Consider the following 15321-nt stretch of genomic DNA (forward strand, 5'->3'; position numbering starts at 1 on the left):
ATCGTTCGTGCGGCTGTATCGTGTATCGGATTCCCGCGCATGACCCACTACCATCACATGCTGCGGATCAATGACTAGGAGCCTGTCCATGCAACCAACCCTCGACGGAGCCATCCATATTCGCCCCATGGGCGACGATCTCGTAACGACGCTGTGCCTGCATCATGGCCCGTTGGCCATGGCTCAGTTGCGCCAGCCTGCCGATGACCAGGTTGATGGGCGTTTGCTTCAGCATCCGTGGCCGGAAACGTTGTTCGATGAAGTCGCGCCGCGCTTGGGGCAGAGCCTGGTCTGCCCGCCAGGCGCTTCGACCGAACGTCGCGAATTCCTGCGTGAGGTGATTCGCCGCTACGGCACATGCGCCATTCAGGCGTGGCACCATGACAAGATCGTTGGCGTCATTCGCTTTTTCCCAAGCGCGCTGATGATGCGCCTGGGGCGCCACTCGGACTCCATGCGCTCGAGCTGGTTCTGGCCGGCCGTTGACGCAGATGACCCTGCGAACACCCTGTTCATTCAGTGCATCGAGATGGGCGCGCCAACATTCCAGAGTGGTTTGCTGGTTTTGCCTGACGAAAGCAGCGGGGATGCGACGGACTTCCAGCGCCGCGGCATTGGAACATCGCTCGTGAAGGCATTGATCGCCTGGGCTGCCGAGCGCGGCTGGGCGCGCTTGCAGGTGGGGGCAGGACAAGATCTGGACATCATCTATGGCCTGGTTGGCACCGGCGGCCGCACCTTCTGGGAAAAACTGGGCTTCCGCGCGCACAAGGAACTGCCGATCCTGCCCTGGACAACGTCTGAGCTGCCGGTGCTCTCGTACCAGGCCAGTAAGGCGCGCATGAGTCTTGATGATGCGCAGCGGCAATGGTTGATGGTGCTCGACTTACCATAGAAGCAAAAGAGGCGGGTTGAAAAACCCGCCTCTTCGTTGAAACTTGATGGTGTGGTGTCAGGGCGTCAATCTACGACGGATGGTCCGTCCCAGCGCATGGCTCGGATGGGGACGCGGGTCAGCCAGCGCACCAGGGTGTTCCCCAAAATCCACTTCACGCGTAGAACCCACGGAATCTCGCGCACGCCGACCACGCGAAAGCCGAACCGTTCATAGAAGCTGACCCGGTAGGCGGGGCACTCCAGGAAGATCGGCGGAACGCTTTGCCTCAGGATCGTGCGCATCAACGCGCCGCCCACGCCGCGTTTGCGGTAGGACGACCGCACCACCATGCTGCCCAATTCACGCAGCCCCGGATAAGGCCTGATTTGGACACATCCCACCACCTCTCCATTGACTTCAGCCAGCAAAAAGTTTTGCCAGTGCAGATTGGTAGGGTCCAGCCGCGCGCTGGCGACCAGGCGTCTGATCAGCGCCTGCTCATCTGCGCGCGCCTGGCGCACCTGCAGCGCCGCGCTGAGCGGTTCAGTGGTGGGTGACATGGCCGTGCGCTACTGGCTCTTCTGCTTGTATTCATCCACAAGGCTGCGCCGCAGCACCTTGCCCACCATCGTCTTGGGCAGCGTTTCGCGGAACTCGATGCGCGAGGGCACCTTGTAGGCGGCCATGCGTTCTTTGCAGAAGGCGCGGATATCGTCCACGGTTGCGGCCATGCCGGGCTTGAGCACAATCCAGGCCGCCACGGCTTCGCCCTTGTAGGCGTCAGGAATGCCGGCCACAGCCACTTCTTGCACGGCCGGATGCTGACTGACCACTTCTTCGACCTCGCGCGGCCATACCTGGTAGCCGCTCGGTTTGATCAGATCCTTCTTGCGATCCACAATGAAGACGTAACCGTCCTCATCCAGGTAGCCCAAGTCGCCCGTGTGCAGCCAGCGAATCCCGTCGTGCGTCTGCACCATTTCGGCCGTGGCGTCGGGTCGCGCCCAGTAGCCTTTCATGATTTGCGGCGCGTTGAGCAGGATTTCGCCGACCTCGCCCGCCGGCAGGCTGCCCTCGCCTGTGAGCGCATCGGCAATGCGAACGGAGACATCAGACACCGGCATGCCGACCGAGCCGAGCTTGAAAGCGCCCTTGTAGGGGTTGATGCAGCAGGCCATCATAGCTTCGGTCAGGCTGTAGCCCTCCACGATGCGGCCGCCGGTCAGCTTCTCGAAGGCCGTCTTGGTTTCAGCCAACAACGGCGCCGCACCCGAGATGCAGGCCTTCATGGAATGGAAATCAATCTTGCCTTCTTTGACTTCGGGGTTGTTGAGCAACGCGATATAGAGCGTGGGCACGCCGATGAAGAAGGCTGGCTTGGTCTTGCCAATGGTTTCGGCCAAGTCTTTGATGTCGCGCGGGTCGGGTACGAGCGCCAGCGGGAAGTGCCCGTACAGGCTCGTGCTCAGGGCGCCGCCATTGCCGAAGACGTGAAAGAGCGGCAGCGGCAGACAGAAATAGCTTTGCCAGTCCTCCAACGCATCCTTGAACCACGTGCGAATCTGCTTGCCCGCAGCGTAGAGACCCGCATGGGTGCCAATCGCCACTTTGGGAATGCCCGTGGTGCCGCCGGTGCCCAGGAGCAGGGCGTCATCATCCGGCGAAATGGGCACGTTGGGTTTCGGCTTGCCGGCTTGCGGGGTTAGCAGGTCCGGCAGATAGTGGTCGCCGGCTGCCAGGGCCACCTGGTGGCCTCCCTTCTTCTCGCGGAAGGCGATGAAGAGCAGGCGCAGCACAAAAGGCAGATACTCGCGCACGCGTGTGGCAACCACATATTCCAGCTTTGTCTTGGCTTGCAGGGCCTTGATGCGCTCGTAGAACGGCGTCATCACCAACATCACGCGCGCGCCGCTGGTATTGAGCAGCTCTTCCAGTTCGCGCTCCGTGTACAGGGGATTCAGCGGTGCATAAACCGCGCCCGCCTTCCAACAGCCCAACTGTGCGATGACCGCCTGGGGCGAATTGACCAGCACAGAAGAAACCGGCTCGCCTTTCTTGACCCCCATCGCCACCAGCGCGTTGGCGAACTGATTGCTCAGTTCGTCCACTTGGCGCCATGTCAGCGTCGTGCCCTTGAACCAGACCGCCGCGGCTTCTGGGCGCTGCTTGACCGCCTCATCCAGCTTTTCCAACAGAGTGCCGGAGTAGGGGGCTACCGTTGCCGGGATGCCCTCATCATAATGCGCCAACCAGGGTTTCTCGTCCATGTTGCCTCCTAAAGTGATTATACTTATCCAGACCCCTGTTGGGGCCGAGAATTGTTGAGCAGCCGCCTGACCAGTGAGGCGGGCACCTCCTGCCACTGACCAGGCTGCAAATCTCCGATGGTGAATGGCCCAATGCTGATACGCACCAGGCGTAAGGTTGGAAAGCCCACAGCCGCTGTCATCTTGCGCACCTGCCGATTGCGCCCTTCCGTCAGCACTAAGCGCAGCCAGGCCGTGGGCACCGACTGACGAAACCGAATCGGTGCGCTGCGTTCCCACAGCGCGGGCGGGGCGCTGAGCAATTCAACCTGCGCCGGCAAGGTGGTCTGGCCTTCGATGACCACGCCCTGGCGCAGACGGGCCAGGGCTGCCTCGTCGGGAATTCGTTCCACCTGCGCCAGGTAAGTCTTGGGCTGCTTGAATGATGGCTGGGCCAGGCGATGAATCAATCCGCCATCGTTGGTCAGCAGCAGCAGCCCTTCGCTGTCTGCATCCAGCCGCCCGGCCGCGTACATGTCGGTCACCGGAAACAACCCGGCGAGCGTCGGTCGGGCAGCCGCATCCGTGAATTGACACAGCACGCCGTACGGTTTATTCAGGAGAAAATAGCGTGCGCCGCGCCTCACTTCTGGCGCAGTTTGGGTGAATCGAACCACAGTCCGCTGATGAGATGATCCGGCGTCCCATCGTTGAATACCACACGCACGGTCACGCCGTCTTCGTTGGCGAATTTTGCCGTATAGGTGACTCGCATATAGGCGCCGGTATCTTCGACCAGGCTCACCTCGCGTGTCTGATACGCGCCCAGTTTACCGCCGATGCTGCTGAGCATGTCCTGGAACGCCTTCTCGGTGATAGCCTTCTTCATCTGCTCATCGAAGTTGAGCGCAAAGCGGGCGTAATTGGCTTCGTTCATGCCGGCTAACAGGTTATCGGTCATCGGCTCGCTGTAGGTCAGGACCGCATCCCGTTCCTTGCCGCTCAAGGTCACGACCTGCGCACCGCCACAGGCGCTCAGCATGAGCGCTGCTCCGAGTAGTACCAGCAGCCAGACCCGTCTTCCACTCACACCAAACAACACACTTCACCCCCTTTTGTCATCAATGCTTGCGATGTCCTTTTCTGATTACTCCGCGTAGTGATAGAAGCCTTCGCTCGTTTTGCGCCCCAGCTTGCCAGCCTGGACCATCTTGCGCAGCAGGATCGGCGCTCGATAGCGGGCATCACGATAGTTTTCGAACAGGGCGTCGAGCACGTTGAGCATCACATCCAGGCCAACCAGGTCCGCCAACTGCAGCGGCCCCATGGGGAAGTTGTAGCCCAGGCGCATGGCCTTGTCCAGTGCATCACGTTCCGCCACTCCTTCTTGCAGCGCGAAGATCGCTTCCGCCACATACATCAGCCCCACGCGTGTCGTGATGAAGCCGGGATAGTCCTTGACGATGACCGGGTCCTTACCTGCCTGGCGCGCAAACGCCTCCACCGTTGCAACCGTTTCTGGCGCAGTATCCAGGCCAGGGATGATTTCGACGAGGGTCATCAACGCCGGGGGATTGAAGAAATGAATGCCGATCGCGCGGTCGCGATGGCCGAGGACACTGGCTAACTCCGTAATCGGCAGTGAGCTGGTGTTGCTGCCGATGATCGTGGTGGGTTCAACCAGCGTTTCAATCTGGCGAAACAAGTCTTGTTTGAGTGTAATCTGTTCTGGCGCAGCCTCGATCACGAGATCAGCGCCGCGCGCCGCATCGGCCAGGTTGTCATGATAGGATAGACAGGCCAGGGCCGCGTCGGCCGCAGCCTGGGTCAGACGCTGTTTGCTGACAGCACGGCTGAGCGCCTGCGCATGGTAGGCTTGGGCCTTATGCAGCGAGGACGCCAGCGGGTCATACTGACGCGTCTCCAGTCCGGCCAATGCGCTGATGTAGGCAATACCACTTCCCATTGTCCCAGCGCCCAACACCGCGCTTGTGCGCAGCCACAGCGCCTCAGTTGTGGACTTGATCATGGCCCCATTTCCTCCCTGCACATGAAGGCACCCTTGCCCCATGCCACCGACGAGGTGTATTTTATTTCTGTAGTCTTATTGTACACAGATTTGCGTAATCAAGCAACCTGTCACGTCACAGCGCGTCATGAACGCCGCGGCGAGCTGAAGCGGCCGATGGGCATGGGCGGGCAGACACAACGTTGACTGAAACGCGTTCTGCCGCTACAATGCAGGCCTTGTCCCCCATCCGCTCGATCTTGGGAGCCGGCGATGTGGAACAAACTGCTGGTCATGCTCAAAGCTGACTGGGGCGTGATGCTCGAATATCGGGTCATGATTCTGATCTGGATGACCTCGGGCTTCCTGCCCCTGATCATGATGGGACTGTGGAGCGCGCTGGCCGCCCGCGGCCCGATTGGCGGCTATAGCCAGGCCGATTTTGTCGCCTACTATGTGGTTGCTCTCTTTGTTCGCCAGATGACGGCCGTTTGGGTGAGCTGGGAATTGGATCGGCAAATTCGTCTGGGCGAGCTGTCGCCCTTCCTGCTGCGCCCTATGCACCCCATCTATCACCACATGACAGAAAATCTGGCCGACAAGGGCATCCGCTTGCTCGTCATGGGGCCGCCGCTGTTGATCTTCATCGCCGCGGTTCCCAGCTTTCGCGCTTATCTGACGCCTTTCTCTATCATTGCCTTCCTGATTGCGTTGGCCGGCGCCTGGGCGTTGGTCTTCCTCTCCATGTTCGCCTGCGGCTTGCTGGCGTTCTGGACTTCGCAGGTATCCGCCATTGGCGACTTCTGGTACGGCGTGCGGATGCTTTTGAGCGGCATCATTGCGCCGCTCAGTTTCTTCCCGCCGGCCGTCGCCGCGGCGGCTTCGGTGCTGCCGTTTCGCTTCATGCTCTCCTTTCCGGCCGAGATTCTGCTGGGCAAGCTGGGCGGCGAAGCCCTGGCGACTGGTTTTGCGTTGATGGCCGCCTGGGTGGCGCTCTTCGCGCTGCTGGTGGCCTGGCTGTGGCGCGTGGGCGTGCGCAACTACAGCGCCGCCGGAGCGTGAGCGATGTACTATCTCAAGTTGCTCAAAGCCTTTTACCGGAACGCCATTCTCGTGGAATTGGAATACCGGGTCAATTTCTTGATCAACGTGTTCATGACTGCCTTTTGGTTCGCATGGACATTGGTCAGTGTGCGCATTTTCTACCGTTTCACCGATACCATCGGCGGCTGGACTTACCCCGAGGCGCTGCTCGTGATTGGCCTCTTCTCCTGCGCCAACGCCGTGATTTGGGGCCTTGTGCGCCCCAATGTGGAGAAATTAGTGGAAGGCATCCGCAGCGGCACGTTTGACTTTGTGCTGATGAAGCCGGTCAACAGCCAGTTCATCGCCAGCCTGCGCCACCTGGTCATCTGGCAGTTTTCCAACCTCGCGCTCGGCATCGCCGTGCTCTTCATTGCCTCGCCCCAGCTCAACCGTTCGATTTCTGCTGGCAGTTGGCTGTTGTTTGCCCTCCTGCTCGTGTGCGGCCTGGTGATCGTCTACAGCATCGGCCTGGCGGTGGTTTCGATCGCGTTTTGGGCGGTGCGTATTGACAACATGATCGAGCTGTTCAACTCGGTTTTCGAGACCGCGCGCTACCCCGTGGATGCTTTCCCTGGCTGGGCGCGCGGTCTGTTGACGTTTGTGGTCCCGGTTGCCTTTATCACCACGGTACCAGCCGCCGTGGTGATTGGTAAACTCACGATCTGGTGGGGCGGCGCCGCCGTCGTGTTGGCAGTGGGCAGCCTGGTTTTCTCCAGTGCCATTTGGAGCTATGCGGTCAAGCACTATGCCAGCGCCAGTTCCTGAGCGCAGTCCTCAACCACACCGCGCCGAGGCAACCTCATGATCCTAAGCCCGTCATTGTGGCAAAAACACATTGCCATCACCCAAGAGCATGGTTCGTGGGTGTTTCTATTTAGTCCTCTGCTGATCGGACTGGCGGCCAGCGGCCGCTGGACGGCTGCTTCGACCTGGCTGATCGTGGCTGCGCTGGCCGCGTTTTTGGTGCGCCAACCGTTGACGGTGCTCGTCAAGGTGTGGAGCAAACGCCGCGGGCCACAAGATGTGGCGCCGGCTGTTTTTTGGGTCGCCGTGTATGGCTTGCTCGGTTCGATTGGGCTGTGGGGACTCTGGCGGCATGGCCAGGCGCAGTTGGCTGTTCTTGCCCTGCCTGGCCTGCCCGTTTTTTTGTGGCATCTGATCCTGGTCGCGCGTCGTGCGGAGAGGCGTCAAATCGGTGTTGAAATCGTCGCCAGCGGTGTGCTGGCGCTGGCGGCCCCGGCCGCCTTCTGGATCGGCCAGGGGACGCAGGACCCGATGGGCTGGTGGCTCTGGGCGTTGACGTGGTTTCAGTCCGCGGCATCCATTGTCTATGCCGCCCTGCGCCTGGAGCAGCGCCCCTGGAAGACGCTGCCCTCCGTAAGTCAGCGCCTGCGTGTCGCCGCCCGCGCCCTGGCCTACACGTGGTTCAACCTGGCGGCCGTCATCGTGTTGGCTTGGCGCGGCGTGCTGCCAGCCTGGCTGCCGCTGCCCTTTGTGCTGCAGGCCGCGGAAACGGTCTATGGCGCACTGCGGCCCGCGGCTGGCCTCAAGCCGGCGCGTGTCGGTGTGCGCCAATTGATTGTGAGCACGCTTTTCACCTTGCTTTTCATTGCGGCCTGGCGTTTGTCCCCGGACCTTCCGTAGGCCGCGCGGCCAAACGTCAGGCCGCGGATTGGCCGCTCAATGACCCGCGTTCGGCAAATCGCGGCGATGCCCCTGCGGCGCGGGATTCAGGCCTTCAACCTCGGTGCGCTCGCTGCTCAACTGACTGACCTGGCCTTGCAGCGCGCCAAAAACATAGTCGAGGCTCTGCGTGGCCGTGGCGGGGTCCATGCCTGTGCGCTGCGCCAATTCATTGGCCAAACCTGACCGCTTCAGATAGCCCGGTTCAATGCGTGCGCCTTGCTGGAACATCTCGCGCAGCGATCCGCTGTCCGGCCGGGTCGGCTTGCGCGGCCGGCTGGCGCCTGTTTGCGGCGCGGAGACGGCTGGCTGACGTTTGCGTGACGGGGCAGCGCTAACCGTTGCGCTGCCTCCGCTCAGCAGTTTCTCCAACACAAAAGCAACGACGGTCTGTGCCATGGCTGGAGGGAGGCCAAGCTTGGCAGCCAGGCCTTCGATGATGCCTGCAAACTCCTGGCGACCGCCCAAGACCTGGATGAGGGTTTGCATCAAGCCACCCGCGCCTGCTCCGCCGGTTACGGCGCCCGGCGTCTGCGAAACGCCCGGCCTGGCCCCGGCGCCGCCGAGCAGGCCGCCGAGAATATCTTCCAGCCCACCGCTGCCGCCTGGCTGCTGGGCCGCTCCGGCGCCGCCGAGCAGGCCGCCGAGAATATCTTCCAGCCCACCGCCGCCGCCTGGCTGTTGGGCTGCCCCGGCGCCGCCGAGCAAGCCGCCGAGAATATCTTCTAGCCCGCCGCCGCCTGGCTGCTGCGCGGCGCCTGCCCCGCCGCCGCCGAGCAACGCGCCGAGAATCCCCGCCAGGGGGTCATCGCCGGTTGCTGCCTGGGCCGGCTGCTGGCCGCCAGGCGTCATCATAGCCTTGAGAAGGTCGTTAATGTTCATGACAGAATCTCCTTTGGTTCACGTGCTGATAATCATACCAGCATTAGCTACCAGGTGCAATTCCGTACAGCCAGGGAGTGCATTTCAACTGCGGGCAGATCGGGCGATTGAGATCGTTGATCGCGGCGGCTGGGAGTGCAAAAAAAGCGAATCGGCGCGATAATAGAAACAACAGTCTGATCGCCCCCACACGACCATGAGGAGTAAGGCTATGGCATCATCATCCACCATCGAGCTCGCAGCGGCTGAGGTGCGGCGCGCGTTGGCGAGTTACCCACCGTTCCGACACGCCGCCGCCGGGATTGCCGTCAAGACGAGTGCAGACGGTATTGAATTGCACGGCTTTGTGCGCAGCGAGGCTGTGGCCAACAGCGCGCTGGCCCTGGCGCGCGCCGTGGCTGGCCAGGTCGCAGTGACGAACAAGCTCGTTGCTGACAACATCTTAGAGGCCAAAGCTGCGCAGCGCCTGGCCGCTGACTCGCGCACGGCGGCGTATCCCGTGCGTGTGAACGCGTACCTGGGATATGTCACGCTGGTGGGCGTTCTGCCGGCTGCGCTGCGCAAGACAGCCCAGGACATCGTGCAGGGCATTCCAGGCGTGCGCGGCGTGGAGGAAGAGGCAATGTCTCTCAGCCCGGCAGAACAGCCCGTCGCCAGCCTGTTCAGCGCGCTATCTTCGCCTGCCTGATTTCGTCTCCCTCCGTCCGCCGCCAGGCCAGAACGCTCATACCATGGTTTCTGGTCTGGCGGTTTGCTTTGCCATCTCTGCGCGTTCGTTCCGCTGGGCGTTATTCTCCAACACTTTTCTAACGCTGATCTTATCGCTCTCTAACACTTGCCTGGCATCATGGGCCGTAGTGAAGCGAAAACGATAGCTCAGCTGTGATGGTACGTGAAAGCGATGCGCCATAGCCACGCGGCGAACATGACGAGTAATGACCAAACAGATGGAGGCGAAACATGGCAAATGTAACCAAGTGGGAGCCGCAGCGCAACATGATGTCGCTGCGCTCAGCGATTGATCGTTTGATGGAAGACAGCTTTGTGCGCCCATTTGCGAGTTGGCCGTTTGCGCACGAAGGCGTCAACAGCCTGACCGTTGACATGGTTGAAACCGATAGCGAGATCGTAGTCAAGGCCGCGGTGCCGGGGGTCAAGCCTGAGGAGTTGGATATTTCGGTGTCTGGTGATCTCCTCACGATCAAGGGCGAAACCAAAGAAGACCGAGAGGAGAAGGAGACCAATTTCCACTATCGTGAGTGGAAGTACGGCTCGTTCCAGCGCTCCCTGGCGCTGCCGGCCAGCGTTGATGTGGACAAGGCAACGGCCGAGTTCGAGAACGGCGTGCTCTTGCTCAAGCTGCCGAAGGCGGCTTCGGCCAAGCAGACCAGGTTGCAGATCAACAAGAAGTCATAACACAAGCAGCCAGTTGTAACGAATCATCATTTGAAGAACAAGCGGAGGATAAAAATGGCAAGAGTTATTGCACGTTGGGACCCATTTCGTGACGCGGTGACGCTGAGGGACGCGATGGATCGCCTGTTGGAAGAAAGCTTCGTACGGCCAGCTTGGGCTGGCAATGGCGAGCGCGAGCACGCGCTGCGCCTGCCGGTAGACGCGTACACGACAGAGAATGAAGTGATCATCCTGGCGTCTGTGCCGGGCGTCAAGCCGGAAGATGTCGAGATCACGATCGAGGGCGACACCCTGACCATTCGCGGCGAGATGGTTGCGCCGCCGGAGAACGTCAACTACGTCATGCAGGAGCGAGGCTACGGTCGTTTTGGTCGGACGTTGACGTTGAATGTGCCGGTGCAGGCTGACAAGGCCAATGCCGAATTCGAGAATGGCGTTTTGACCCTGACCATCCCGAAGGCGGAAGCGATCCGCCCGCGCAGCATCAAGGTAACGGCCAAGTAAACAGACTGTATCCATGAGACTGCTCGTGGTCATGCACAGAAGTTAAGCAAAACGGAGGGCATCCAGCCCTCCGTTTCTGTTATCTGACAAAACTGACATCGGGTCGGGCGCGAGGTTCATGCACGCTTAATGTTGCTGTGCTATCCTGGGCGCATACTATGGGGTTATTTATGCTCAAACCGAATAGAGTCACGCTCTTGCTCCTCGCCCTCATCACGTTGACTGCCTTGACGGCCGCCTTCTCGCGTGTGTCGGCTGCCCGTCGTTCTGAGCCTACCGATCCGCCGCTTCCCGCTGCCGCGCTGCCCGCGGCGCAAGCCCTGCATCCGGGCATCTACGCCTTCGAAGATTTCGGCCATCTCGACCCGCGGCGCTTTCCGATCAAAGGCAGCAACATCATTTTTGAATGGAAGTATCTCAACCCGGCGCCTGGCGTTTATGATTGGAGCCAGATTGACGCCTGGCTGCAGACCGAAGCTGCCTGGGGTCTGCCTGGCGGCATGGGAATCACCACCTATTCGGGCATTTGCTGCGGCGGCAACATGGCGCCGCACTGGGTCTATTCCGAACACCCCAGCGCCCGCTTGACCTGCGACGAAGGCTGGATCATTCCCAAGACTTGGGACGCGGCTTACCAGGCCGCGTACGCCCAGTTCATCCAGGCGCTGGCCGCGCGCTACGATGGTGATCCACGGCTGGCCTGGGTGGAAATGGGCGTGGGCACGTTCGGCGAAACACATCCGACCGATGCCGATTTCCAGTCCTGCGCGGTCAGCGCTGGCTTGACCTCTGATCTGTGGATACAAACGGTTGAGTCCATCACCGACATTTATCTGAACGCGTTTCAGCGCACGCCGCTGCTCTTGCAGATGGCCTCTGTATTTCAACATGACACGGAGCGGCGGCAGTTCGCTGACTATGCCGCCAGCCGCGGCGTTGGCCTCAAGCACAACGGCCTTCTGCCCGATAACGACGGCGTGGCTTATGACGACCCCTCCTACAGCTTCTACCAGGCGGGCGCGTTCGACCTGATGAGAAAATGGGGCGATCGCGTGCCCATCGGTTGGGAGAGCTATGATTACCTGCTCACCGGCTTGACCGGCACCACCTGGGGCATCTACAACGGCCTGGACAAACACGCCGATTACATGGTGTTGGCAAGCGACATCACCACCGATGCCAGCCGCCGGCCTCTGCTTGATTTTGCCAATGCCCACCTGGGCCGCAGCCTGCTGGACACGCCGAGCGTGTGGACGGCGCTGCGAGAGACGGAACGCACCTGGTTTCCCGATCGCGGCAACTACGAATTCTGGTTGTGGCAAAATGATCAGGCGCCAGGGGGACGCAGCGTGCCCCTCTGGAATGTCGGCTCATCGCCCCAGGGCCGCTTTACACGCCGCACCGATGCGCCGGCCAATCCCTATCTTTACTTCGACATCGCCGACGGCTACGTCGCCCTACACCACGGCGAAACGCTGGACATCAGCATTACCTACCTGGATCAAGGCGCCGATACCTGGGAACTGGAATACCCCACGGCCGCGACGCTTTACCAGGGCGCGGGGCTGGTGCAAAAAACCAACACCTCCACCTGGAAAACAGTCACCTTTACGGCGACAGGCGCGCAGTTCAACAACCAACAGCCTGGCGGCGGCGACCATGCCGGCAGCGATTTTCGTCTGCACAGCCGCGGCGATGGCAACGAGATCATCCATTTCGTGCAGGTGCAGCCGCACAGCGCCGTGGCGCCGCCCCAGACGGTGATGCTCACGCTGCAGCAGGGCCGCCCGCTGGACAACGGCCAGCCTTACGCGGGCGCACGCGACGCCGCGCTCAGCGCGGCCTTCCCCACGCGCAACTTCGGCGCCAATGACGTGCTGGGTGTGCGCGGCAATAACCAGGGCGTTTCCCTGGTGACCTTCGATCTTGATCTGCTGCCCAAAGATGCGCCGGTGGTGGTGGCGACGTTACGCCTGTACGTGGCCGGACGCACCGCTCCCGGCGAATTGGCGTTGAGCGCGGCGCGCCTGCTGCGTCCCTGGTCTGCTTCCTATGCAACCTGGCAGCAGGCGGCTGCCAGCTCGTCCTGGACAGAGCCAGGCGCCGGAGGATTGGGGAGCGATCGCCGCGCTTCGCTGGATGATCTCAGCCCGGCCGGCGACGCCGGCACGTGGGTTGAACTGGATGTCACGGACGCGGTGCGCGCCTGGCAGGCTGATCCATTGACCAATCGCGGCCTGGCGCTGTTTACCGCAGACAGTAGCGTGACCCAGGTCAATTTTGCCAGCGCGGAATGGCCCCAGGCGGCGCAGCGACCTCAACTGGTGATCCGCTACGTGCTGCCCGACGGCGCGCTGACGCCCACGCCTTCGCCAACGGCCACCCCGACCAGTGTCAACGTGACGCCGACGCCGATCCCGACGCCGACGCCCCGCGTGCGTACGCTGCAGCAAGGCCTCGGCGGCTACAGCGGCGTGATTGACACCTACATCAGCAATTGGAGCCCCAACGGTATTTTTGAGGGGCAGACCAAGCTGTCGGTGCGCCATCCCGATGAGTTTGCGGCTTTGATCTACTTCGACCTGGCCGGCCAACTGCCAGCCAACGCGCTGGTGCGTAAGGCGGACCTGAAGCTCTTTTCCACGGCCGCCACGGTAGACGCGGGGTTCTACCTGCGCGCATTCGATCTTTACCGCGATTGGACTGCCTGGCAGGTGACGTGGCTGCAGGCGCGCAATGGCTCGCCCTGGGGTGTGCCGGGCGCCAATGACACCAGCACCGATCGGTCGCCAGATGCGGAAGATTGGGGACACGTCTTTGGCGCCAACGCCTGGGCGCGTTTGGAATTGACCCAAATCGTGCAGCGTTGGGTGCAAAATGCGGGCAGCAATCGGGGCCTGGTGTTGAAAGCCTATGCCAATCGCAATGTGCAGTACGATTTTGCCAGCAGCGAATGGCCCGACATCACGTATCGGCCGTCGCTGCGCATTGAATATCTCCTGCCTGGGGACATTCCGACCCAAACGCCCACGGCCACCGCCTGCGTGGGCTGTACGCCGACGCCAACGGCCACGCGTACGCCAACCGCGACGGCCACACAAACGCCCACGCGCACGCCGACGCCTGGCCCAACCGCCACCCTCACGCCCACGCCAACCGTTGGTGCGACAGCTACGCCGACGCTGACGCCAACGTCAACTCCCACACTGACCTTGACGCCCACGCGCACACCAACATCCACAGTCGCGCCCACAGTGACACCGCAGCCGACGGCGACGCTCACGACGGTCGTGCTTCAGCAGGGGCAGGGCAGTTACAGCGGCGCGCGTGACGCCACCCTGCACAGTTGGTATCCTACGACCAACTTTGGCGCAGAGCCGGTGCTCATCTTGCGCACAAGCGCCGGCGCGCACACGGCGCTGCGCTTTGACCTGGGCGGCCTGGCCGGGTTCAACGCCGCCTCTGAGATTATCAGCGCGCGCCTGGAGCTGTACGCAGTCAGCCAGAGCAACAGCGCGCCGCAAACCCTGATGGCCTTTACGCTCCTGCGGAGTTGGGACGAAGACGCGATCACCTGGTTGCGGCCGCGCAGCGGTGAAGCCTGGCAGGCGCCGGGCGCGGCCGGCGCGGCTGACCGCAGCGCCACAGCTGTGGCCGCGGCGCAGACGGCCGGCGTCGGCGCCTGGGTCTCCCTGGACCTGACAACGGCGGTCGCGCAATGGGCAGTGAACCCCGTGGGCAATGCTGGTGTGCTGATCACAGCCAGCGGTGGAACCCAGGTGGAATGGGCCTTTGCCAGCGCCCAGGCCGCGACGGCTGCTCAGCGGCCCAAACTAACGATCACGTATCGCCCACGCGTGGCGGCGCCGCAGACGGTGACGATTCAAAGTGGCAGCAGCGCGACCAGCCTCAACCAGTGGTTCCCCGACGCCAACTACGCCAACGATGCCATGCTCAGCCTGCGCGCGCCGGGCATTGCCAGCGCGCTCCTGCGCTTTAGCCTGGATGGCGCGCTGCCCAGCGGCAGCACGGTGATCAGCGCGACGCTGGCTTTGTATGCGGACAGCAGCTCGAACCCGTTTGCCCTGACCGGCATGGTCTACCAGTTGACGCGGCCGTGGGCAGCGGCCGAGGCGACCTGGAACCGGGCCACCGCGGCCACACCCTGGCAGCTGGGGGGCGCGCAAGGCGCGGCCGATCGCTTGACCCCGGCCGCGGCAAGCGCCGAGGTCAACGGCGTTGGTCGTTGGTTTACGTGGGATGTAACGGGACCGGTGACGGCCTGGCAGCAGACGCCGGCCGCCAACCTGGGGCTGCTCCTCGAAGCCGCTGGTCCGGCGCAGGTGCAGTACAATCTGGCGTCGCCGCTGTGGGGTGTGCCTTCGCAGCGGCCCAGGCTGACCATCGTCTACCTGGAGCCGTAGCGTAGCAGCGAGACCGCCGATTCCGTTTGACTATCAGGTTTTGCCACGAATTACACGAATTTTCACGAAGCATCTACACTCTGTTTGGTGTCAATTCGTGTAATTCGTGGCTCAACTGTCATTGGAAGACAGGAACATTTGCGCCCTTTTGAATTCAGCCGCCGCTGTAAGTGACCATCTCACGTTACTTGCCGC

At 62.0% G+C, this 15321-nt stretch carries 14 protein-coding genes; 8 read left to right on the top strand and 6 right to left on the bottom strand.

The genetic code is table 11. From position 1 onward, the window contains the following. Positions 1 to 88 precede the first annotated feature (88 nt). Positions 89 to 895, top strand: coding sequence for a GNAT family N-acetyltransferase (locus tag ACPQ6D_RS00965; RefSeq protein WP_423222413.1), 807 nt, complete (start codon positions 89 to 91; stop codon positions 893 to 895). Between the two features lie 65 nt (positions 896 to 960). On the opposite strand, the gene ACPQ6D_RS00970 is transcribed toward ACPQ6D_RS00965, so the two are convergent. The 5 genes from ACPQ6D_RS00970 to ACPQ6D_RS00990 all read right to left on the bottom strand — a co-directional run bounded on the left by ACPQ6D_RS00970 (position 961) and on the right by ACPQ6D_RS00990 (position 5152). Further along, complete coding sequence (locus tag ACPQ6D_RS00970) at positions 961 to 1437, bottom strand: GNAT family N-acetyltransferase (protein WP_423222414.1); 477 nt, start codon at positions 1435 to 1437, stop codon at positions 961 to 963. 9 nt (positions 1438 to 1446) lie between these two features. Then, on the bottom strand, positions 1447 to 3144 hold the full coding sequence (locus ACPQ6D_RS00975) for an AMP-binding protein (protein WP_423222415.1): 1698 nt from the start codon (positions 3142 to 3144) through the stop codon (positions 1447 to 1449). 23 nt (positions 3145 to 3167) lie between these two features. Then, positions 3168 to 3800 (bottom strand): pseudouridine synthase, encoded by a 633-nt coding sequence (locus ACPQ6D_RS00980; protein WP_423222416.1) that lies wholly within the window; start codon positions 3798 to 3800, stop codon positions 3168 to 3170. Then, positions 3767 to 4165 (bottom strand): DUF3887 domain-containing protein, encoded by a 399-nt coding sequence (locus ACPQ6D_RS00985; RefSeq protein WP_423222417.1) that lies wholly within the window; start codon positions 4163 to 4165, stop codon positions 3767 to 3769. The genes ACPQ6D_RS00980 and ACPQ6D_RS00985 overlap by 34 nt, the downstream gene beginning before the upstream one ends. Before the next feature lie 105 nt (positions 4166 to 4270). Continuing rightward, entirely contained in the window at positions 4271 to 5152 is an 882-nt protein-coding gene (locus ACPQ6D_RS00990; RefSeq protein ID WP_423222418.1) for a 3-hydroxyacyl-CoA dehydrogenase family protein, read from the bottom strand. 252 nt (positions 5153 to 5404) lie between these two features. Here ACPQ6D_RS00990 and ACPQ6D_RS00995 point away from each other — a divergent pair, with 252 nt between their 5' ends. The 3 genes from ACPQ6D_RS00995 to ACPQ6D_RS01005 are packed head-to-tail and all read left to right on the top strand — an operon-like array spanning position 5405 to position 7861. Further along, complete coding sequence (locus tag ACPQ6D_RS00995; RefSeq protein WP_423222419.1) at positions 5405 to 6193, top strand: ABC transporter permease; 789 nt, start codon at positions 5405 to 5407, stop codon at positions 6191 to 6193. Between the two features lie 3 nt (positions 6194 to 6196). Next, positions 6197 to 6982, top strand: coding sequence for an ABC transporter permease (locus tag ACPQ6D_RS01000; protein ID WP_423222420.1), 786 nt, complete (start codon positions 6197 to 6199; stop codon positions 6980 to 6982). Positions 6983 to 7018: 36 nt separating this feature from the next. Next, the gene (locus ACPQ6D_RS01005) at positions 7019 to 7861 is read left to right on the top strand and encodes a YwiC-like family protein (RefSeq protein WP_423222421.1); all 843 of its coding nucleotides are present in this window, start codon (positions 7019 to 7021) and stop codon (positions 7859 to 7861) included. A 36-nt stretch (positions 7862 to 7897) separates the two neighbouring features. Here ACPQ6D_RS01005 and ACPQ6D_RS01010 read toward each other — a convergent pair whose 3' ends face one another. Further along, positions 7898 to 8782 carry a hypothetical protein gene (locus tag ACPQ6D_RS01010; protein WP_423222422.1) on the bottom strand — a complete coding sequence of 295 codons (885 nt, stop codon included), beginning with the start codon at positions 8780 to 8782 and terminating at the stop codon, positions 7898 to 7900. A 211-nt stretch (positions 8783 to 8993) separates the two neighbouring features. Here ACPQ6D_RS01010 and ACPQ6D_RS01015 point away from each other — a divergent pair, with 211 nt between their 5' ends. The 4 genes from ACPQ6D_RS01015 to ACPQ6D_RS01030 all read left to right on the top strand — a co-directional run bounded on the left by ACPQ6D_RS01015 (position 8994) and on the right by ACPQ6D_RS01030 (position 15126). Beyond that, positions 8994 to 9470, top strand: a complete 477-nt coding sequence (locus ACPQ6D_RS01015; protein ID WP_423222423.1) for a BON domain-containing protein — start codon at positions 8994 to 8996, stop codon at positions 9468 to 9470. 272 nt (positions 9471 to 9742) lie between these two features. Then, positions 9743 to 10198: an Hsp20/alpha crystallin family protein gene (locus tag ACPQ6D_RS01020; protein ID WP_423222424.1), complete on the top strand. Its 456-nt coding sequence runs from the start codon at positions 9743 to 9745 to the stop codon at positions 10196 to 10198. A gap of 54 nt (positions 10199 to 10252) precedes the next feature. Next, a complete protein-coding gene (locus tag ACPQ6D_RS01025; RefSeq protein WP_423222425.1) occupies positions 10253 to 10702 on the top strand; it encodes an Hsp20/alpha crystallin family protein in 450 nt (149 codons plus the stop codon). A gap of 170 nt (positions 10703 to 10872) precedes the next feature. Further along, positions 10873 to 15126 (top strand): DNRLRE domain-containing protein, encoded by a 4254-nt coding sequence (locus ACPQ6D_RS01030; RefSeq protein ID WP_423222426.1) that lies wholly within the window; start codon positions 10873 to 10875, stop codon positions 15124 to 15126. Positions 15127 to 15321: the final 195 nt, after the last annotated feature.

The sequence above is a fragment of the Candidatus Amarolinea aalborgensis genome (genome assembly GCF_900491745.1).
GTDB classification, from domain to species: domain Bacteria; phylum Chloroflexota; class Anaerolineae; order SSC4; family Amarolineaceae; genus Amarolinea; species Amarolinea aalborgensis.